Origin of the sequence: Streptomyces sp. RLB3-17 (assembly GCF_007113425.2) — a bacterium.
Lineage (GTDB): Bacteria > Actinomycetota > Actinomycetes > Streptomycetales > Streptomycetaceae > Streptomyces > Streptomyces mirabilis_D.
The window spans coordinates 7323878-7343529 of record NZ_CP041610.2 but is presented as its reverse complement, the minus strand read 5'-3'; the positions used below and the strand labels follow the sequence as shown (position 1 = coordinate 7343529).

At 70.3% G+C, this 19652-nt stretch carries 16 protein-coding genes and 2 pseudogenes; 7 read left to right on the top strand and 11 right to left on the bottom strand.

Annotation, left to right across the window (positions count from 1 at the left end):
* Positions 1-318: 318 nt before the first annotated feature.
* From FNV62_RS33315 to FNV62_RS33305, 3 genes are all read left to right on the top strand, one after another.
* Complete coding sequence (locus FNV62_RS33315; protein ID WP_097289194.1) at positions 319-2400, top strand: putative Ig domain-containing protein; 2082 nt, start codon at positions 319-321, stop codon at positions 2398-2400.
* Positions 2401-2499: 99 nt separating this feature from the next.
* Positions 2500-2958 carry a hypothetical protein gene (locus FNV62_RS33310; protein ID WP_143602851.1) on the top strand — a complete coding sequence of 153 codons (459 nt, stop codon included), beginning with the start codon at positions 2500-2502 and terminating at the stop codon, positions 2956-2958.
* Between the two features lie 217 nt (positions 2959-3175).
* Positions 3176-4138 (top strand): GlxA family transcriptional regulator, encoded by a 963-nt coding sequence (locus FNV62_RS33305; protein WP_054228277.1) that lies wholly within the window; start codon positions 3176-3178, stop codon positions 4136-4138.
* A gap of 47 nt (positions 4139-4185) precedes the next feature.
* On the opposite strand, the pseudogene FNV62_RS33300 reads toward FNV62_RS33305, so the two are convergent.
* Positions 4186-4599 (bottom strand): annotated as a pseudogene (locus FNV62_RS33300) (cytochrome P450); the annotation flags it as partial.
* Between the two features lie 90 nt (positions 4600-4689).
* Here FNV62_RS33300 and FNV62_RS33295 point away from each other — a divergent pair.
* Positions 4690-6213 (top strand): annotated as a pseudogene (locus FNV62_RS33295) (IS1182 family transposase); the annotation flags it as partial.
* On the opposite strand, the gene FNV62_RS33290 reads toward FNV62_RS33295, so the two are convergent.
* The 10 genes from FNV62_RS33290 to FNV62_RS33245 all read right to left on the bottom strand — a co-directional run bounded on the left by FNV62_RS33290 (position 6195) and on the right by FNV62_RS33245 (position 16327).
* Positions 6195-7337, bottom strand: a complete 1143-nt coding sequence (locus tag FNV62_RS33290) for a cytochrome P450 (RefSeq protein WP_225900458.1) — start codon at positions 7335-7337, stop codon at positions 6195-6197. The pseudogene FNV62_RS33295 and the gene FNV62_RS33290 overlap by 19 nt on opposite strands.
* Positions 7334-8419, bottom strand: a complete 1086-nt coding sequence (cyc1, locus tag FNV62_RS33285) for an epi-isozizaene synthase (RefSeq protein WP_097289192.1) — start codon at positions 8417-8419, stop codon at positions 7334-7336. Before cyc1 ends, FNV62_RS33290 begins: the two co-directional genes overlap by 4 nt.
* 309 nt (positions 8420-8728) lie before the next feature.
* The gene (gene def, locus FNV62_RS33280) at positions 8729-9379 is read right to left on the bottom strand and encodes a peptide deformylase (RefSeq protein ID WP_054228148.1); all 651 of its coding nucleotides are present in this window, start codon (positions 9377-9379) and stop codon (positions 8729-8731) included.
* 150 nt (positions 9380-9529) lie between these two features.
* On the bottom strand, positions 9530-10510 hold the full coding sequence (locus FNV62_RS33275; RefSeq protein WP_060897921.1) for a tetratricopeptide repeat protein: 981 nt from the start codon (positions 10508-10510) through the stop codon (positions 9530-9532).
* A gap of 153 nt (positions 10511-10663) precedes the next feature.
* Positions 10664-11926, bottom strand: coding sequence for an HD-GYP domain-containing protein (locus FNV62_RS33270; RefSeq protein ID WP_143602850.1), 1263 nt, complete (start codon positions 11924-11926; stop codon positions 10664-10666).
* A complete protein-coding gene (locus FNV62_RS33265) occupies positions 11923-13371 on the bottom strand; it encodes an HD-GYP domain-containing protein (RefSeq protein WP_143602849.1) in 1449 nt (482 codons plus the stop codon). Before FNV62_RS33265 ends, FNV62_RS33270 begins: the two co-directional genes overlap by 4 nt.
* Positions 13372-13526: 155 nt before the next feature.
* Entirely contained in the window at positions 13527-13829 is a 303-nt protein-coding gene (gene rsrA, locus FNV62_RS33260) for a mycothiol system anti-sigma-R factor (protein ID WP_054228151.1), read from the bottom strand.
* Positions 13826-14509 carry an RNA polymerase sigma factor SigR gene (sigR, locus tag FNV62_RS33255; RefSeq protein WP_054228152.1) on the bottom strand — a complete coding sequence of 228 codons (684 nt, stop codon included), beginning with the start codon at positions 14507-14509 and terminating at the stop codon, positions 13826-13828. Before sigR ends, rsrA begins: the two co-directional genes overlap by 4 nt.
* A gap of 255 nt (positions 14510-14764) precedes the next feature.
* The gene (locus FNV62_RS33250; RefSeq protein ID WP_143605637.1) at positions 14765-15397 is read right to left on the bottom strand and encodes an alpha/beta family hydrolase; all 633 of its coding nucleotides are present in this window, start codon (positions 15395-15397) and stop codon (positions 14765-14767) included.
* Between the two features lie 114 nt (positions 15398-15511).
* On the bottom strand, positions 15512-16327 hold the full coding sequence (locus tag FNV62_RS33245; protein ID WP_060901332.1) for an SOS response-associated peptidase: 816 nt from the start codon (positions 16325-16327) through the stop codon (positions 15512-15514).
* A 50-nt stretch (positions 16328-16377) separates the two neighbouring features.
* Between FNV62_RS33245 and FNV62_RS33240 the strand changes: the two genes are divergently transcribed.
* The 3 genes from FNV62_RS33240 (at position 16378) to rsgA (ending at position 19547) form a co-directional block, all read left to right on the top strand.
* Positions 16378-17100: a M50 family metallopeptidase gene (locus FNV62_RS33240; RefSeq protein WP_144315724.1), complete on the top strand. Its 723-nt coding sequence runs from the start codon at positions 16378-16380 to the stop codon at positions 17098-17100.
* A gap of 79 nt (positions 17101-17179) precedes the next feature.
* Complete coding sequence (aroA, locus tag FNV62_RS33235; RefSeq protein WP_054228155.1) at positions 17180-18520, top strand: 3-phosphoshikimate 1-carboxyvinyltransferase; 1341 nt, start codon at positions 17180-17182, stop codon at positions 18518-18520.
* 16 nt (positions 18521-18536) lie between these two features.
* Positions 18537-19547, top strand: a complete 1011-nt coding sequence (gene rsgA / locus FNV62_RS33230) for a ribosome small subunit-dependent GTPase A (protein WP_060901334.1) — start codon at positions 18537-18539, stop codon at positions 19545-19547.
* The last annotated feature ends 105 nt before the right edge of the window (positions 19548-19652 follow it).

Below are 19652 nucleotides of genomic sequence, written 5' to 3'. Positions count from 1 at the left end.
CCCGGCATCACCGCGTCTCGTCCATGGGCCGTCCATGCACCGTCCATGGACCCCCTATGGGGCGGCAAAGTTCTTCGGGCGTGGCTATCCGGGCGTCATCGGCCCCGGCTAGGTTCTGGCCGTCCTGACATGTCACGTACAGCGGCACGACAGGGCGATCAAATTGGCATGCCCATGGCACATCTGCACTTCTCTCACGCTACGCGCGTCACGGGCCTGCCACGCAACGCCGAGAACCCCCACTTCCGGCTGTGGAGCCGTGCGCGGCCCTACCCCGGCCCGCACGGCACCCGCCTCAAACCGATGGAGGCAGCACCCATGCGTGAGACACCCCCCAGCAGGCCCGCCCGGCGACTGCGAAGACTTCTGACCGCCGCCGCGCCCGCCCTCGCCCTCACGGTCGCCGGACTCATGGCGGCCCCGGCCGCGAACGCGCAGCCGGCGCCGACCACCGCCAAGCCCTCCCGGACTGCCCAGAACGCGAAGGCCCTGACCGCCCCGGCCGCGCAGGCCGTGCACTCCACGGGCAAGGCGGGCCAGAAGGTGCCGACCACGCACCTGTGCGGCGCCCCGACGGCCGGTCACGCGGCCTGTTTCGCGCAGCGCCGCACCGACATCAAGCAGAAGCTGGCCGCCGCGATCTCGCCGAACGCCGCCGCCGCGGTGTCCGGTCTGAGCCCGGCCAACCTGCACAGCGCCTACAACCTGCCCTCCACCGGCGGCTCCGGCCTGACCGTCGCCGTGGTCGACGCGTACAACGACCCCAACGCGGAGTCGGACCTCGCGACCTACCGTTCGCAGTTCGGCCTGTCGGCCTGCACCAAGGCCAACGGCTGCTTCAAGCAGGTCAGCCAGACCGGCTCGACCAGCTCCCTGCCGACCAACGACACCGGCTGGGCGGGTGAGGAAGCGCTCGACATCGACATGGTCAGCGCGGTCTGCCCGAACTGCAACATCGTCCTCGTCGAGGCCAACTCGGCCACCGACTCCGACCTCGGCACCGCCGAGAACGAGGCCGTGGCGCTGGGCGCGAAGTTCGTCTCCAACAGCTGGGGCGGCTCCGAGTCCTCCTCGCAGACCAGCGAGGACACCTCGTACTTCAAGCACCCGGGCGTCGCCATCACCGTCTCCTCCGGTGACTCCGCCTACGGTGCCGAGTACCCGGCCACGTCCCAGTACGTGACGGCCGTCGGCGGCACCGCGCTGTCCACCAGCTCCAACAGCCGCGGCTGGACCGAGTCCGTGTGGAAGACCAGCAGCACCGAGGGCACCGGCTCCGGCTGCTCCGCCTACGACGCGAAGCCGACCTGGCAGACCGACACCGGCTGCTCCAAGCGCATGGAGGCCGACGTCTCCGCGGTCGCCGACCCCGCCACCGGCGTGGCCGTCTACGACACCTACGGCGGCTCCGGCTGGGCGGTCTACGGCGGTACGAGTGCCTCCTCGCCGATCATCGCGGGTGTGTACGCCCTCGCGGGCACCCCGGGCTCCAGCGACTACCCGGCGAAGTACCCGTACTCCCACACCTCGAACCTGTACGACGTGACCAGCGGCAACAACGGCTCCTGCTCGCCCTCGTACTTCTGCACCGCGGCCACCGGCTACGACGGCCCGACCGGCTGGGGCACCCCGAACGGCACCACCGCCTTCGCCTCGGGCACCAGCACCGGCAACACGGTGACCGTCACCAACCCGGGCAGCCAGTCCACCACCACCGGCGGTTCGGTCAGCCTGCAGATCTCGGCGAGCGACAGCGCGGGCGCGACCCTCACCTACAGCGCGAGCGGTCTGCCGACCGGTCTTTCGATCAGCAGCTCCACCGGTCTGATCTCCGGCACCGCGAGCACGGCCGGTACGTACAGCGTCACCGTCTCCGCCTCCGACAGCACGGGCGCCTCCGGCTCCGCCTCCTTCACCTGGACCGTCAGCACCTCCGGCGGCGGCACCTGCACCTCGGCGCAGCTGCTCGGCAACCCGGGCTTCGAGTCGGGCAACACCACCTGGAGTGCCAGCAGTGGCGTGATCACCAACTCCAGCAGTGAGGCCGCGCACGCCGGTTCGTACAAGGCATGGCTGGACGGCTACGGCTCGACGCACACCGACACGCTCTCCCAGTCGGTGACGATCCCGTCCGGCTGCAAGGCCAGCTTCACCTTCTACCTGCACATCGACACCGCGGAGACCACCACGAGCAGCCAGTACGACAAGCTGACGGTCACCGCCGGATCGACCACCCTGGCGACGTACTCGAACCTCAACGCCGCCTCCGGCTACGCCCAGAAGACCTTCGACCTGTCCTCGTTCGCCGGGTCCACGGTCACCCTGAAGTTCAGCGGGGTCGAGGACTCCTCGCTCCAGACCAGCTTCGTCGTCGACGACACCGCCGTCACGACCAGCTGACCAGTGGGGCCCTGGCCGGCGTCGCGGCCAGGGCCCTGTGTCCCTGTGTGGATCCTGATGCGGGGGTGGCACGTCCAAGCGACAAGGAGGTGCCACCCCATGCGCCGTACGACCCACCATCGGATCCTCGCCCTCACGGCCCTGACACTGCTCCTCGCGGGCTGCGGCACACAGGGCGGCGGTGACGCGGGCGGCAGCCGCTCCGTGTCGCCGTCCCCCACGACGAGCCACCCGAGCTGCGACACGGCTCCCGCGGAACTCGGCGCCGCCGACACCGGCCACACGTACTGCCTCACGGCCGGCGGCGTACTCCGCCTCACCCTGGACGGCACCACCAGTCGGCCCTGGACACCCGTCAAGGTCAGCGGCACCGGGCTAGAGGCCACCAACAGCGGCATCGTCCTCCAGGCGGGCGACGCGAGCTCCGCCTTCAAGGCGGTCTCGGCGGGAACCGTCCACCTCACCTCGTCCCGGCCGCTCTGCGCGACCGCCCCGGGCAAGGTGTCGTGCAAGGGCATTCAGGAGTGGACGGTCACGGTGCTGGTCACGAAGTCCTAGCTGACGGTCGATGCGCCGCTCGTGGGCCGCGCCGATCAGCGCGGGCAGGGCCACGACCACGAAGAGCGCGAGGACGGTCAGGATTCCGGCGGTGGTGTCCGCGTTGTCGATGAGCATCTTCATGAACACCACTGTCGTACCGCTCACCCTTCGGCGTCAGTGGCAGGACTGCCGTACACCCTCGATTTCCTGCCACCGACGAGGCACACTGGCGGGCATGCTGAAAAACGTGGCCGCGGTCCTGCTCGACGGTGTGCACCCCTTCGAACTCGGGGTCGTCTGCGAGGTGTTCGGCATCGACCGCAGCGACGACGGCCTGCCCACTTACGACTTCGCGGTCGCCTCAGCCGAGGGCCCGACCCTGAGCACCCACGCGGGGTTCTCGCTGACCACGGAGCACGGCCTGGAGCGACTGGAGAGCGCCGACCTCATCGCTCTGCCCGCCGGGAACTCCTATGTGTCCCGGTCCTATCCGACCGAGCTGCTCGACGCCCTGCACCGCGCCACGGACCGCGGCGCCCGGGTGCTCAGCGTCTGCTCCGGAGTCTTCGTGCTCGGCGCGGCCGGGCTCCTCGACGGGCGGCGCTGCGCCGTGCACTGGCACCACGCCGAGGAGCTCACCCGGCAGTACCCGAAGGCGATCGTCGAACCGGACGTGCTGTACGTGGACGAGGACCCGGTGATCACCTCGGCCGGCACCGCCGCCGGAATCGACGCCTGCCTGCACATCGTCCGCAAGGAACAGGGCCCCGAGGTCGCCAACGCCATCGCCCGCCGCATGGTGGTGCCCCCGCACCGGGACGGCGGGCAGGCCCAGTACATCGAGCGCCCGCTGCCCCGCTCCACCTGCGACACGGTCGGCGAGGTGCTGGTGTGGATGGAGCGCCACCTCGACCGGGAGGTGACCGTCGAGCAGCTCGCGGCCCGCGCCCACATGTCACCGCGGACCTTCGCACGCCGCTTCCAGCAGGAGACCGGCACCACCCCGTACCGCTGGATCCTGCGCCAAAGGGTGCTGCTGGCACAGGAGTTGCTGGAGGCGTCGGACGAGACGATGGACGCGATCGCGGGCCGCACCGGTTTCGGCACCGCGGCCGCGCTGCGCCACCAGTTCGTCCGGAGCCTGGGGACGACCCCGCAGGCGTACCGGCGCACGTTCAGGGGCCCGCGGGCTGCCTGAACGCGCACCGGTACGGACACGGGGTCACCGCGGACGACACCGCGCGGTCACCGCGGCAGGGCCCTCAGCAGCAGCCGGTACGGACGCAGGGTGATGCCGACGCGGGTCGCGTCATTGGACCCGGAGACCTGCTCGAACCGCCACCGGGACGCCACCGTCGCCGTGATCAGGCTGAGCTGCGCCATCGAGAAGTGGTCGCTCGGGCACTTCCGGTTGCCCACACTGAAGGGGCTCATGGCGTGCTTCGGGACGTCCTTGGCGCGTTCCGGAAGCCAGCGGTCGGGGTCGAAATCCAGATGCCCGTCGTACGAGCGCGGATCACGCTGGATGGCGAACGGACTGTAGACGATGTCCGCACCGGCCGGTATCCGATAGCCGCCGAGTTCGGTTTCGGTCACCGCCCGCCGGGTCAAAATCCATACGGCAGGGCGCAGCCGCATCGACTCGACAACGACATGACTCTGTTGGTGATCTTCGGCGAGTGCTGACAGTCGCTTCGGTCGGTGCTTCAGTGGAGGCAGCGGGGTGGTGCCGAGGTCGGGGCGGGCCTGATGTCGTTGCAGCCGAGGGACTACCAGCGGATTCCGGCGCGGACGGTGCGCACGGCGTGGGCGGCGTGCCCGAAGGGAACCCCCGCGATGCTGGTGCGGGATCGCCTCGATGTGCTGTTCGAGGACGAGGAGTTCGTGGATCTCTATCCCGCTGATGGGCGGCCGGGGTTCTCGCCGGGGCAGCTCGCGCTGGTGTCGGTGCTCCAGTTCGCCGAGGACCTGTCGGACCGGGCGGCTGCTCAGGCGGTGCGCACTCGGATCGACTGGAAGTACGCCCTGGGGCTGGAGTTGGAGGACACCGGGTTCGACTACTCGCTGCTGAGCGATTTCCGAGCCCGCCTGGTGCAAGGCGACGCGGCGGACCGGATGTTGCGTGTGATGCTCAAGCGGTTGACCGAGGCGGGATTGCTGAGGGCTGGCGGGCGGCAGCGTACCGATGCGACGTATGTCCTGGCCGCCGTGCGACGGCTCAGCCGCCTGGAGCTGGCCGGGGAGAGTCTGCGGGCCGCCCTTGAGGGACTGGCTGAGATCGCGCCGGAGTGGCTGCAGCCACTGATCGAACCCGAGTGGGACAAGCGGTACGGGCGGAAGATCGAGATCAGGAAGGTGCCCGGTGGACCGGAGGCCGTGATCGCGCGGGCGGAGACTTTCGGACGGGACGGGCAGAAGGTGCTGGCCGCCCTGTGGTCCCCCGACGCACCGGGCCGGCTGCGAACTCTGCCCCAGGTGGAGGTTCTGCGGCAGGTGTGGGTTCACCACTACTACTGGGACGAACAAGGACAGCTCCGCTGGCGCGACGGGCACGCGCTGCCACCGGCGAGCCTGCGCTTCGATTCCCCCTACGACACCGACGCGCACTACTGCACCAAGAACGGCACCGAGTGGAGCGGCTACCGCGTGCACTACACCGAGACCTGCGAGGAACAGCGGCCCGAGATCGTGGTGCACGTGGCCACCACGATCGCCCCGGTCCAGGACGGCCAGCTCACCGAGCAGATCCACGACGACCTGGCCCAGGCCGCCCTGGTCCCGGCCGAGCACGTGGTCGATGCCGCCTACATCACCCCGGCCCGCGTCCAACGCGCCCAGCAGACCCATGGGATCACGCTGCTCGGCCCGATCGTCGCCGACCACAGCCAGCAGGCCAAGAGCGGCGAGGGCTTCGGAAAGTCCGCCTTCACGATCGACTGGGATCTACGGCAGGCAACGTGCCCCCGCGGAAAGACCAGCACCCCGGCGAGGACGCTCCGCATCAAGGGCCACGAATACCTCCAGTTCCGCTTCGCCAAGGCCGACTGCCTGGCCTGCCCGGACCGCCACCCGTGCACCGCCTCGGCCACCAGGCCCCGCTCGATCGCCCTGCTCCCACGGCCGCTGCACGAGATCCAGGTCCAAAACCGCCTCGACCAGCAGACCGAGCAATGGCAACGACGCTATGCCATCCGCGCCGGCATCGAGGCGACGCTCTCCCAGACCGTCCGGAGCAACGGCCTACGCCGCACCCGCTATCGAGGGCTCGCCAAGACGCACGTCCAGCACGTACTCACCGCCATAGCCTGCAACCTCACCCGCACCGCCGACTGGATCGCCGAAACACCCCGTGGACGCACACGATCAAGCCGATTCCACACCCTCTGCACCGCAGCCGCCGGATGACTCCTGAAGATCACCAACAGAGTCACGACATTGTTGGTGTACGACAGCTTCCGGACGTCGTCGAATGCGACGGGTCGGTCCCCGACGACGGATTTGACCTCCTCGGCCACCCGCGCGGCGTGTTCCGGGTGTTCGGTGAGGACTTGCAGCAGCCACATGATCGTGGACGCCACGGTTTCGCTGCCGGGCGTGAGTATCGCTACGACTTGGTCGTGGATCTCCTGTTCGCCGATCGGCTCGCCGTTCTCGTCCTTCGCTTCCAGCAATGCCGTCAGCAAATCGTCCGGCTTTTGACCGGATGCGCGGCGCTCGGCGACGATCTCGTCGACGAGGAGATGCAAATCGGCCAATGCGCGGTCGAATTTGCGGTTGGCCGGAAGCGGCAGCCGATAGAGCGGGCCCGCCGGGATCACCATGCGCCGGTACATGCCGCGGAACACGGTGGCGAGCGCGACGCTCAGCCGCTCGGCGCGCTCGTCCATGAACTCGCCGCGCAGCAGACAGCGGGCCGCGATGCGCACGGCGACACGGAACGACTCGGAGGTGCAGTCGACGGGCTCGCCCGACCCCATGCGCTCGGCGAGCGCACGCGCCTCCTCCTCCATGATCGGTCCGTACTCGGGGATGACGTCGAGCCGGAACGCGGGCTGGATGGTGCGGCGTTGGCGACGGTGCCTCGGCCCGTTCGCGGTGGCGACGCCCTCCTTGCCGAGCAGGCCTTCCAGGGACTCCCAGAGGGGTCCGTCGATCTTGAAGTCGGTGCTGAGCGCCATCGCTCCGGTGAGGGCCGGCGAGGTGAGCGCGTACACCGTCTTGGGGCCCAGCTTGAGCCGTACGACGTCGCCGTGGTCGCGGAGCCGGACGAGGAAGCCCAGCGGGTCGCGGACCAGTTTCCAGCCGTGGCCCAGGACGGGTACGCCGCCCCCGGCCAGGGGCGGGACGGGCAACTGTGGTGCCGCGGGTTGCGCGGGCTTCACGGACTCGACGGTCATGACTCACCTGCCGCTTCGTTGTTGACGTACGGGGGTGTGGAGCGGTCGTCCCAGCTGTCGACGGTGTACCGGCCGGACTCGTGGTGGAACCAGTACACGGAGCTGAACCAGTTCCTCATGTTGCCGAGGCACGCTTTCACGGCGAGACTCAATTCCTTGCCGTGCACGGTGCCGTCCGCGAGGGTGTCGGCGAACCGGTTGAGGTCGTTTTCCGCGTCGAGGAATTCGGTGATGCATTCCTCGATCCGCCGCCGGGTGTCCTGGACCGCTTCTTCGAGTGTCAGCCCCTCGTGATGAATGAGGCTGATTCCGAGATTGTGGACCTCGTCGCCCGCGATTTCTTTCGGGAGCGAGCAGAGATCGTTGTACCAGGCGGCGAATTCCTGGCTCAGCAGCGCCGCCCGCCGATATGCGAAATGGTTCCGCACGGCGGTGGGAAGTTCACAGCCCGCGCTCGGCTCCAGCAGGTCGGTCCAGATCCAGTGCGCGAAGGTGAGCCGCCGCAGTTCCAGATACTCCTCGACCGTGGGCACGGTGCCGTTGACACGGTTGCGGAATTCCCGGTCGTACGCCTCGATCACCGCGTGGAAATGCCGGGCGAAGCGCGCGTTCCACTTCTTGGTCAGGAACGAGTACAGGCGCACCATGCTGTCCGCGAACCCCGCGACCAGTGGATCCCGGTGGTGCAGGTGCTCCCTGGGGGAGTCCAGAGCCGCGTGCAGCTGGAACCTGAGCCTGCGCCAGGCGCCGGGCCTGGCGTGGATGACATCGCGGTCGTGGCGGTCGTCCCAGACGAAGAACCACGCGCTGTAGTCCGCTATCGCCTGCAGGACCTCGTCGGGAGCGCCAATGTAGTAGCCCGCCATCAGGTCCGTATAGCAAAGGCCGTCGGCATATTCGTCGACCTTGTCCGCCGGCATGAGGCGTTTTTCCCTCAGCCACGAACGTGTGTTCTCCTGAAGCCTCGGCCAATACGGGTGCAGTTGACGGGGAAACGCGGACTCGATCACCGGGAGAGAGAGCGCCGGTGGAACCGCGACCACGGTCGGTGTCGATGAAGTGCCGTGTGAGAATGCATGCACGAACAAACCCCTCTCAGCCGCCAGTTGACGCTGCGCCCCTCCCGCTGTGCCGGGCGTGCGCCGTTGCGTATCCCCGCACTTCCCATTCAGCACCACAACTGACCGTTCTGGGAACGGATTTACTCCACTCACTACCTCACAGTGCTGAGAATCTCCCCTTGTGTGACTGAATATGGATCACTTGAGGAGCACAGGGGATCGAACGTGCGACGCACATACGAACGGCGCCTGGTCAGGGAGTTCCCCCTGACCAGACGCCGCTCGGGCCGACCCGCGTGTGCGCGCGAGCCCCAACCGTCCTGCCGCGACTCAGTCGTTCGCGACGATCGGGTAGCGGGGCTCGTTCTCGGCCATCTGCCGCAGGGCTTCCTTGCGCTCGCGCTTGGAGAGCCGGTCGATGTAGAGGTAGCCGTACAGGTGGTCGGTCTCGTGCTGGAGGCAGCGCGCGAAGTAGCCGGTGCCGCGCACCTTGATCGGGTTGCCCTTCTCGTCCTGCCCGGTGACCTCCGCGTAGTCGGGGCGGGCCAGCGGCGCGTACGCGGTCGGCACCGAGAGGCAGCCCTCGTTGCTGTCGTCGAGGCGGCGCTGCTCGGCGGGCAGCTCGACGAGGACGGGGTTGCAGACGACACCGACGTGCCGCTTGCCCTCGTCGTCCTGGCAGTCGTAGACGAAGACCTTCAGGTCGACGCCGATCTGGTTGGCCGCCAGGCCCACGCCCTCGGCGGTGCGCTGGCTGGCGAACATGTCGGCGACCAGCTGGTCGAGCTCGGGCCCGAACTCGGTGACGTCCTTGCACTCCTTGTGCAGCACCGGGTTGCCGACGACCGTGATCGGCCGCGAGGTACCGCGCTCACGGTAGGCCGCCTCGCGCTCCTCACCGTCCTCGGTGTCGTTGACGAAGCCCTCGTCGTCCACGGGGAGCACTCCAGAGTGCTGCTGCTCGGTGTCCTGCTGCGCCATGACCGACGTACGCCTTCCTCGAAACCAGGGGTGTGGTGCTCATACAGGGTACGGGGGTGGCACCCCGCGAAGGCGCGGGACCGTGTTGATCTGCGGCTCCGCCGCGTGGGCGCGACAAGCCCCCACCGGCCCGCGGTGAACCCGCGGCACTCAGCAGACCTCTTCGAGATCCCGCCAGTCCCGGGAGTCGGGACTGTCCGCGACCCACCCGTCCAGCAGCCCCCTGACCAGCGGAGCCGGCGCAGCCACCCCGCACTCCCGCTCCGGCACCCACAGCTGCCCGTCGGTGCGGTGACCGAGCGGCCCCGGATGCCCGGGCTCGCTGTGGTCGTGCGGGTCGAGATGCTCACCGTCGCCCTCGTCGGACGGCATCCGCGACTCGGAACACATCCGGCACAGCAGCCGTACGGACGAGGACCAGTCCTCCGCGGCGAAGCCGGCGTCCGCCGCGAGCTGCTCCAGGGCGTCCCGGTCCTCCTCGGTGGCGGCCTCCAGGAGGACCACCCAGGTGGGCACCGGGGAGGGCGCCCACAGCTCGATCTCGTCGAAGACGGGATAGGCGTGCCCGGCGGCCGTCGTTCGCTCCCCGTGCGGCACACCGTCGTGCAGAACGACCTCGCCCCAGCGCCGCCCCGAGGACGGCAGCGGAATGGACAGGACCTCCACCCGGGCCGGATCGAGCCTGCGCCCCCACACGACCTCGGCCTCGCCCTCCGGCGACAGCCGTACGGCCGCACTGCCGAGGTCCATGCCCACCGGTTCCCCGGAGACGGCGGCCCCGCCGGGCACCCGCAGCCCGTACGCCTGCCAGGCGCGGCGGGCCAGCGGCCAGTCCTGCAGGGCGGTGGCGGCGATCCCGACGTTCCACCAGTCGGGGGCGCCCGCCTCCCGGTCGAGAAGAGCGACGGCCCTGAGGCCCGCGGCCCGCGCCTGCTCCCAGTCGTGCCGGAACTTGTGCAGCAGGGCCAGGTTGAACCAGGACTCCGACAGCCAGGGCTCCAGGTCCGCGGCGCGCGTCAGCAGCGCTCCCGCGTCCTCGTACCGGCCGTCGCCGATCAGCGTGAACGCGCGATCGGTGGCCTGCCGCCATGAGGCGGAGGGCCGGTGCCGTCCCTTGCCGAAGATCCTCACGATTCCCGCCTGCCAGTTCCTTGCGTTTCCCGCCTGCCGGTCCCTTGAAGAGTTTCTTGAAGACAGCGCGGCCCCGGGCCGGCCCGTGCCCCCGAACACCCTCTTCCTCGCATCCAACCACGGACCGTTGGACGGGCGCTCATTACCCATGGGTTACCCAGCCTGGGGCAGGGTAAGGGTGCCCCGCAACAGGACCCTGGCCAGCGACTCCACCACCTCGGGCTGATAGTCGCGGGCGGTGGCCAGGCGCAGCTTCTCCAGGGCGGTGAGGGGCCCTCCCGGGCCTGCTTCCCTGGCCATCTCCTCATACGCGTTGACGGCCCGCACGATCCGTGCCGTGACCGGCTGTTCCCGGTACGGATCGGCCTGCCGCTCCACGACCACGGCGACCTCGGCGTCCACGCCGGTCTGGCGTACGACGGCGCCGCCGAGGAGGGCGATGCGCCGCTGCTCGTCGGCGGAGAGCACGGAGGTGGCGCCGGCCGGCACCGGGTCGACGAGGCTGAGCTGTCCGATGTCGTGCATGAGCGCCGCGTACTCCAGGACGGTCAGATCGGGCTCGGACAGACCCAGCTCACGGCCGACGGCCCGGCTGAGCGCGGCGACCCGCCGGGCGTGCCCGGTGGGGGTGTACCCCGCGATCTCGGTGGCCCGCGCGAGTGAGGCGATCGTCTGCCGATAGGTGACGCGCACGGCGGCGTACCGCCGGACGGAGAGCTGGGTGAGCAGCAGGGGCAGCGAGAACACGGGCAGCGCCCACAGCCCGACGACCGCCACCGCGAGCGACATCACGGCCCCGGTCGCGCAGACCGCCGACCCGATGCCGAGCGTGGCCCGCAGCTCGTCCCGCAGCAGCGGTCCGAAGGGCCAGCGGGTCCGGGCGTGCGCCATCGCCGCCGCGAGCACGGCGTCGCACAGCGCGGTGAGCACCAGCAGGGAGACCAGCAGCAAGGCGTACGAGGGGCCGCCCCAGCCCATCAACCTTCCCTGGTTGTAGAGGGGTTGGAAGCAGACGGCGGCGAAGCCGACGGTGAGGACGCGCCGGGTGAGGTGGTCCGCGGTGGGCCCGCGGCCCCGGGCGACGTGCGGTACGCAGCCGATGAGGGCCGCGGCCACGACGACGGCGACGATCTCGAGGACGCCGTGATCGGTGCGGTGTCCGGCGTTCTCGCCGAGCAGCGCGTAGGCGAGGGCTCCGGCGGCGGCGAGGGGCGCCGGCTCCCGCTCCTCGGCCCCGCTCCAGCGGGTCAGCTCCCCCACGGCGATGAGGATCCCGAAGGCGAGCGCGACACCTCGTTCGTCGAGACCGTGCCAGAGGACGACGGCCAGCGAGACGACGGCGAGGAGCAGGGCGACCGCGTGAACGAGGGTGAGGGTGAACGGGGCTCGCCCGCCGATCCCGTACCCGGCACTCATGGACGCCTCCGCCCGACGACGCCGCTCGCCGAAGGATCGACACCGTCCGGGTCCCGCCCCGCGCCACACTCGTCGGCACCCGTCGGGGCCGGGTCTTTGTCTGTCGGGTTCCCCTCTGTCCGACTGGAAACGGCCGGAGTGGGTGGGTAAACCCCTGCCGTAACCGCAGGATGCCACCCGTGTCGGTTCAGCGCTCGCACCAGGGCCCGTACCATCCCCGGATCGAACTGCGCCCCCGCACACCGTTCCAGTTCCTCCAGCGCCACCGGCACCGGCCGGGCCCGCCGGTAGGACCGGGTCGACGTCATCGCGTCGAACGCGTCGGCGACCGCCACCACGCGCGCGAACTCCGGGATCTGGCGTCCCACCAGCCCGTACGGATACCCGCTGCCGTCGATCCGCTCATGGTGGTGCAGGATCGCCGAGCGCGCCTCCCCGAGGAAGCCGATGCCGCGCACCATCTCGTGCCCGTACTCGGGATGCAGCTCGATGATCCGCCGTTCCTCCGGCGTCAGCGGCCCGTCCTTGCGCAGGAGCCGCGTGGGCACGCCCAGCTTCCCCACGTCGTGCAGGATCCCGGCGAACCGCAGCACTTCGACGCGCTCGTCGTCCATGCCCAGCTCACGGGCGATCATCATGGACGCCTGCCCGACCCGCTCACTGTGCCCGCGCGTGTACCCGTCCTTGATGTCGACGGCCTGCACGAGGGCCCGGATGGTGGCCTGGTGGGCGGCCCGCTCCCGGTGGTACTGGGCGAACGCCCAGCAGGACACGTACATCGGCAGCAGCACGAGCAACGCGGCGACGGGACCGTACTGACTGCGCCACAGCACCGCCATCATCAGGCCGGCGAGCCCGTGCACGGCGACGGAGGCGAGGGAGCGCGAGAAGAGCCCGCGCCAGGCACCCCGCACCGGCACCCGCTCGGCGAGCGCCAGGATTCCGCCGTCGAGCGCGGTCAGGACCAGGCAGAAGGTGAGCACCGCGGCCCCGGCGGGCACGAGCGCGTACGGGAAGTGGGCCAGGGCGATCGCGTCCCGGCCGCCCAGCGCCCAGTGCACCCGGGACGCCGCCCAGACCGCGACGGCGAGCTGGGCCGCGCGCCAGACCCGGCGCAGCCACCGCGGCCGCTGCTCCACACGGGCGAGCAGCGCGCCCGGCAGCGCCACGAGCGCGGCGGCCGACGGCGGCAGCAGAAAGGCCCCGGCGAGCAGCACGGGCAGGAAGGTGCCCAGCCCTCTGGGGGCACCTCGCTCGGCTACGCGGGCGGCGGCACCCTTGGGGCTGTGCGGGAAGGGGATCCGCTCGCAGCCGGCGTACAGCGCGGCGAGGACGGCGACGATCCACCAGGGTGCGTGAACGACGGGCAGCGGAGCCAGGCAGGCCACGGCGGCCAGGACGACACAGACGACGTAGACACGGGCCCACGTCGGAATCGACCCCATCGCCTCGTTCCCTCCCCCGGACGTCCCCTGTCCCGGTCAGGATCCGGAGCCTAGGGCGGTGGGAACGGTACGGGGGCGGCAATGGCCGAATCCGCGGGCTCGGAGCCCGCGGATTAGCACGTTCGGGTGATAACCGGACGATCTCCCCGGGGAGTTCAGGACTCCTGGGGCGTCGCGGTGACGTCGTGCTCGGGCACGGTCTGACCGGACCGGATCAGGTCGATGCGACCCATGACCTTGGCGCGCAGATCGGTCGGCACGTCGTCCTGGCCGCAGCACCGCTTGACCAGCTTCTTCACGGCCTGCTCGAGTCCGTACTTCTCGAGACACGGGGAGCACTCCTCGAAGTGCACCTCGAACTTGGTGCAGTCCGAGTCCGGCATCTCATGGTCGAGGAACTCGTACAGGTGGTCGAGTACCTCACTGCAATCCGTCTCGTGCGGCTCTCCGCAGCTCATGAGCCCGAGCCTTTCGCTTCGTTCGACTCTCCGGCGCCGGCCGGGACCAGCCCGCGGTCACGGGCGTAGTCCTCGAGCATGCCGCGCAGTTGGCGACGGCCCCGGTGCAGCCGGGACATCACCGTACCGATGGGTGTCCCCATGATGTCCGCGATCTCCTTGTACGCAAAGCCTTCTACATCAGCGAGATAGACCGCGATGCGGAATTCCTCGGGGATCGCCTGCAGCGCAGCCTTGACGTCCGAGTCGGGCAGGTGGTCGAGCGCCTGCGACTCCGCGGAGCGCAGACCGGTCGACATGTGCGACTCGGCACGCGCGAGCTGCCAGTCCTCGATCTCCTCGGCCGCACTGCGCTGGGGTTCGCGCTGCTTCTTGCGGTACGAGTTGATGAAGGTGTTGGTGAGAATGCGATACAGCCAAGCCTTGAGGTTGGTGCCCTCGCGGAACTGGTGGAAGGACGCGTACGCCTTCGCGTACGTCTCCTGCACCAGGTCCTCGGCGTCGGCCGGGTTGCGCGTCATGCGCAGGGCGGCCGAGTACATCTGGTCGAGGAATTCGAGCGCGTCCCGCTCGAAGCGCGCGGTGCGCTCGGCGGACGACTCCGTGCTCGTGCCCTGGCCCTCGGGCTGCTCCGCCTGGCCGTGATCGGTCCCTGCGTCGGTCCCAGTGACCGGACCCACCTCCTCCAGCGACGTGGCAGGACCGAAACCGGTCCCACTCGAATCGGAGGATAGACGAACATCCACACCCGCCGCCGCTCGAACGGGGGCGGTCTTCGCCGCGTGCAGCACCGTCCAGTCCAGCTCAGGGCTACTGCTGCGGTTCGGGCAGATGGTCGAACCCATGCGGCGGACTTCCTCTCGTTCGAACGGTTCAGCACGCTCCGTGCTGTCTGCTCGACACAACAGTGGTCCACCGCCCGACATTCCCGTGCGTCACCCGAGTGACGCGATCCACCTCACGACGCCCTCGGTGATGATCCCCAGGGCCGCATCCTGGTCGATCGGTGCCCGTTTCGGGACGGCGAATCCATGATCGCCGTACGGCACCTCGATCAGCTCGTGCGAGCCGTTCGGGAACTCCGCGGGCTTGCCGAACGGGTCGTTGCCGCCCTGGACGACGAGGGTGGGCACCCCGGCGCCGAGGAGTTCTTCGGCGCGGGACTTCTCGGGCCTGCCGGGCGGATGCAGCGGGAAACTGAGGGCGAGGACGGCGGTGGCGCCGAGTTCCGTCGCCGTACGGCAGGCGACGCGGGCTCCGGCGCTGCGTCCGCCCGCGACCACCGGCAGTCCGGGCTTCGCGACCGTGGGCCACAGGCCCCGCCATCCCACGTCCAGGGTCTTGGGCGCGGGCGCCACCTTCTTTCCGGCCACCCGCCAGGGCTGCTCGACGAGCGCGACGCTCACGCCGTGCCCGGGCAGCACCGCGGCCAGCGCCTGGAGATCGCGCGCCTCGATACCGCCGCCCGCGCCGTGACTCACAGCGAGCACGAGGCGTGGCTTCTTGGCCCGGTGCCACGTGACGCGGGCTGGACCGGCGTCCGTCTCGACCGTCTCGATCGCGTCCATGATCTCCGTCACGTCGGACTTCCATGGTCTCTGTCACGGAAGGCTTCCATGGTCTGTGTCACGGAAGGCTTCCGTGCGTCTCTGTCACAGAAGGCTTCCATGACCTCCGTCACGTCAGAAGAGTGTGCCCTCTTCGGGGCCTTCCAGCTCCTTCAGCAGCTCCGGCCCGTTGTTGCGGACGTTGCTGACGGCCGTGGAGACGGGATAGGCGCGCATCAGCCCGGCGGGCGGCGGCGCGAGCAGCTCGCGCAGGCCGTCGACATCCGTACGGGCCGGGTCGAGCCAGGCGTCCCAGCGGTCCGGGGTGAGCATCAGGGGCATCCGGGGGTGGATGTCGGCGAGGGCGTACGGCCCCTCGGCGGGCGCGACCGCGAGCGGCGAGGTCTCCGCCTCGGTCGTGATCACCGAGCACGTCACCCACCAGGCCCGGGGGTGGTCGTCGGGGAGCGTCCGGTCGCGCCAGAACTCGTACAGCCCCGCCATCGCGAAGACCGAGCCGTCCGCGGGCAGCACGAAGTACGGCTGCTTGCGCGGCCGCTTCTTCTTGCCCTCGACCTCGAGATCGCGCTCGCCGGACCCGGTGACCCACTCGTAGTAGCCGTCGGCGGGGACGATGCAGCGCCGGGCGGCGAAGGCACGGCGGTACGAGGGCTTCTCGTGCACGGTCTCCGCGCGGGCGTTGATCATCCGGGCGCCGCCCTCGGGCGTCTTGGCCCAGGACGGGACGAGCCCCCACTTGAGTCTGCGCAGCTGGCGAACCGGCTTCGGGCTCTGGGCGTCCTTAAGGGGGCGGTCGAGGACGGCATAGACGTCCTTGGTCGGAGCCACGTTGTAGTCGGGGTCCAAGGTCTCCTCGGGCTCCCACTTCTCGACCTCAAAGATTCCTGCGAGATCCTCGGGCCTACGACTCGCTGCATACCGTCCGCACATACGTGCCACACTGCCAGATTCCGCGACACCAGAGGGAGCCACCGCAGACAATGGACAGCACCGCAGCCACCTCGCTGGCCTCGCTCTGGGACCAGGTCTCCGGCACCCAGCCGGACCCCGACCTGTGGGTGGTGATAGCCACCATGGTCGCCGCTCTCGCGGTGATCGTCCCGCACGGCGTCTGGCGTGTCTCCCGCAACGCCATCACCATCGCGCACGAGGGCGGCCACGGGCTGGTGGCGCTGCTGACCGGGCGGAGCCTCAGTGGTATCCGGCTGCACTCCGACACCAGCGGCCTCACCGTCAGTCGCGGCAAGCCCACCGGCCTCGGCATGATCCTCACCGCGTCGGCCGGCTACACCGCTCCCCCGCTGCTCGGCCTCGGCGGCGCCGCGCTGCTGGGCCTGGGCCGCATCACCCTGCTGCTGTGGCTGGCCACAGCCCTGCTCGTCGCGATGCTGGTGATGATCCGCAACGCCTACGGCGCGCTCACGGTGGTCCTCACCGGCGGCACGTTCCTGGTGGTGTCCTGGCTCGCCGGACCCCAGGTGCAGGCGGCGTTCGCGTACGCCGTGGTGTGGTTCCTGCTGCTCGGCGGCGTCCGTCCGGCCTTCGAGCTCCAGGCCAAGTGCAGCCGGGGCGGCGCCGGCGACTCCGACGCCGACCAGCTCTCCCGCCTCACCCACGTCCCGGCGGGGCTGTGGCTGTTCCTGTTCCACGCGGTGTCCCTGTGCTCTCTGCTGGGCGGCGGCCGCTGGCTGCTGGGGCGTTGAGGTACCCCTGAAACTTTCGCTCACATTGCGTCACTTTTGATCAAGATCTACCCCCACCCCCACCCACTAAAGTGGGCGCATGACCGCGAACCCCGCCCACACCGCCCTCTGGCCCGCCCCGCACGCGAGCGGAGCCGTCGACGCGACGGTCCACGTGCCGGGGTCCAAGTCGGTCACCAACCGCGCCCTGGTCCTCGCCGCGCTCGCCTCGGAGCCGGGCTGGCTGCGCCGCCCGCTGCGCTCCCGGGACACGCTGCTGATGGCGGGCGCGCTGCGCGCGATGGGCGTCGGCATCGAGGAAACGGTGGCGTCCAGCTCCACGGTCGCCGCCGGCCCGGACGCCTCCGGCGAGGCCTGGCGGGTCATCCCCTCGGGTCTCCAGGGTCCGGCCACGGTCGATGTCGGCAACGCCGGCACCGTGATGCGCTTCCTGCCCCCGGTCGCCGCCCTCGCGGACGGCCCCATCCGCTTCGACGGCGACCCCCGGTCGTACGAGCGCCCGCTGAACGGTGTGATCGACGCGCTGCGTCTGCTCGGCGCCCGCATCGACGACGACGGCCGCGGCGCGCTGCCGCTGACCGTGCACGGCGGCGGCGCCCTGGACGGCGGCCCGGTGGAGATCGACGCGTCCTCGTCGTCCCAGTTCGTGAGCGCCCTTCTCCTGTCCGGCCCCCGCTTCAACCAGGGGGTGGAGGTCCGCCACATCGGCTCGACGCTGCCCTCGATGCCGCACATCCGGATGACGGTCGACATGCTGCGCGCGGTCGGCGCGCAGGTGGACACCCCGGAGTCGGGCGGCGAGCCCAACGTCTGGCGGGTCACGCCCGGCGCGCTGCTCGGCCGCGACCTGATCATCGAGCCGGACCTGTCGAACGCCCAGCCGTTCCTGGCGGCGGCCCTGGTGACCGGCGGCACGGTCGTCGTCCCCGACTGGCCCGCGCACACCACCCAGCCCGGTGACCGGCTGCGGGAGATCTTCACCGAGATGGGCGGTTCCTGCGAACTGAACGACAGCGGTCTGGAGTTCACCGGTTCGGGTGCGATCCACGGCATCGACGTGGACCTGAGCGAGGTCGGCGAGCTGACCCCGGGCATCGCGGCGGTCGCGGCCCTCGCCGACTCCCCGTCCACCCTGCGGGGCGTGGCCCATCTGCGCCTGCACGAGACGGACCGGCTGGCCGCGCTCACCAAGGAGATCAACGAACTCGGCGGTGACGTCACCGAGACCGCCGACGGCCTGCACATCCGCCCGCGCCGACTGCACGGCGGCATCTTCCACACCTACGACGACCACCGCATGGCGACCGCCGGCGCGATCATCGGGCTGGCGGTGGAGGGCGTACAGATCGAGAACGTGGCGACGACGGCGAAGACCCTGCCGGACTTCCCCGATCTGTGGACCGGAATGCTCGGGAACTGACGGGCGGACCGGGATCATGCGCCGCTACGGCAAGCACACCGACGAGGACGACATCCGCCAGCGCCCCAACCGCAAGGGCAACCGTCCGCGTACGAACATCCGCCCCAAGCACGAGGAGGCGGTCGAGGGCATGGTCGTCACCGTCGACCGGGGCCGTCTGACCTGCCTCGTCGAGGACCGCCTCGTGATGGCGATGAAGGCCCGCGAGCTGGGCCGCAAGGCCGCCGTCGTCGGGGACCGCGTCGCGATCGTCGGTGACCTGTCCGGCGAGAAGGACACCCTCGCCCGCATCGTCCGCATCGAGCCGCGCAGCTCGGTGCTGCGCCGCACGGCCGACGACGACGATCCCTACGAGCGCGTGGTCGTCGCCAACGCCGACCAGCTCGCGATCGTCACCGCCCTCGCCGACCCCGAGCCGCGCCCCCGCCTGATCGACCGCTGCCTGGTCGCGGCGTACGACGCCGGCCTGGAGCCCCTGCTGGTGCTGACCAAGTCGGACCTCGCCCCGCCCGACGAACTCCTCGAGCTGTACGGGGCCTTGGGCGTCCCCTACGTCGTGACGAGCCGTGCGGAGCTGGAGAGCGGCGCGGCGGTGGACCGGGTGCGCAAACAGCTGGACGGCAAGATCACGGCGTTCGTCGGGCACTCCGGCGTCGGCAAGACGACCCTGGTCAACGCGCTGGTCTCGCTGGAGCGCCGGCGCAGCACCGGCCACGTGAACGCCGTCACGGGCCGCGGCCGGCACACCACGACCTCGGCGCGCGCGATCCCGCTGCCGGGCAGTGAGGGCTGGGTCATCGACACCCCCGGCGTCCGCTCCTTCGGCCTGCACCACGTCGACCCGTCCCGGGTCATCCACGCCTTCCCCGACCTCGAACCCGGTACCGAGGGCTGTCCGCGCGCGTGCAGCCACGACGAGCCGGACTGCGCGCTGGACCAGTGGGTGGCGGACGGACACGCGGACCCGCAGCGGCTCTACTCCCTGCGCCGGCTGCTGGCGACGCGGGAACGCACGGAGGGTGACTGAGTCCCCTGAGCCCCCTTGTGACCTCCGCGTTGTTTGCGTGGGCGGCCCGTCGGTAAGTGCTTAGCCGGTCGGCAAATGCATAATCGCACCAAGCCGGACCCAGGC

Bases quoted from the DNA above. Each gene is read 5' to 3' on its own strand.
- FNV62_RS33315 (WP_097289194.1), top strand. From the start codon at position 319: ATGCGTGAGACACCCCCCAGCAGGCCCGCCCGGCGACTGCGAAGACTT.
- FNV62_RS33310 (WP_143602851.1), top strand. From the start codon at position 2,500: ATGCGCCGTACGACCCACCATCGGATCCTCGCCCTCACGGCCCTGACA.
- FNV62_RS33305 (WP_054228277.1), top strand. From the start codon at position 3,176: ATGCTGAAAAACGTGGCCGCGGTCCTGCTCGACGGTGTGCACCCCTTC.
- FNV62_RS33290 (WP_225900458.1), bottom strand. From the start codon at position 7,337: ATGACCGTCGAGTCCGTGAAGCCCGCGCAACCCGCGGCACCACAGTTG.
- def (WP_054228148.1), bottom strand. From the start codon at position 9,379: ATGGCGCAGCAGGACACCGAGCAGCAGCACTCTGGAGTGCTCCCCGTG.
- FNV62_RS33270 (WP_143602850.1), bottom strand. From the start codon at position 11,926: ATGAGTGCCGGGTACGGGATCGGCGGGCGAGCCCCGTTCACCCTCACC.
- FNV62_RS33265 (WP_143602849.1), bottom strand. From the start codon at position 13,371: ATGGGGTCGATTCCGACGTGGGCCCGTGTCTACGTCGTCTGTGTCGTC.
- rsrA (WP_054228151.1), bottom strand. From the start codon at position 13,829: ATGAGCTGCGGAGAGCCGCACGAGACGGATTGCAGTGAGGTACTCGAC.
- FNV62_RS33250 (WP_143605637.1), bottom strand. From the start codon at position 15,397: ATGGACGCGATCGAGACGGTCGAGACGGACGCCGGTCCAGCCCGCGTC.
- FNV62_RS33245 (WP_060901332.1), bottom strand. From the start codon at position 16,327: ATGTGCGGACGGTATGCAGCGAGTCGTAGGCCCGAGGATCTCGCAGGA.
- FNV62_RS33240 (WP_144315724.1), top strand. From the start codon at position 16,378: ATGGACAGCACCGCAGCCACCTCGCTGGCCTCGCTCTGGGACCAGGTC.
- aroA (WP_054228155.1), top strand. From the start codon at position 17,180: ATGACCGCGAACCCCGCCCACACCGCCCTCTGGCCCGCCCCGCACGCG.
- rsgA (WP_060901334.1), top strand. From the start codon at position 18,537: ATGCGCCGCTACGGCAAGCACACCGACGAGGACGACATCCGCCAGCGC.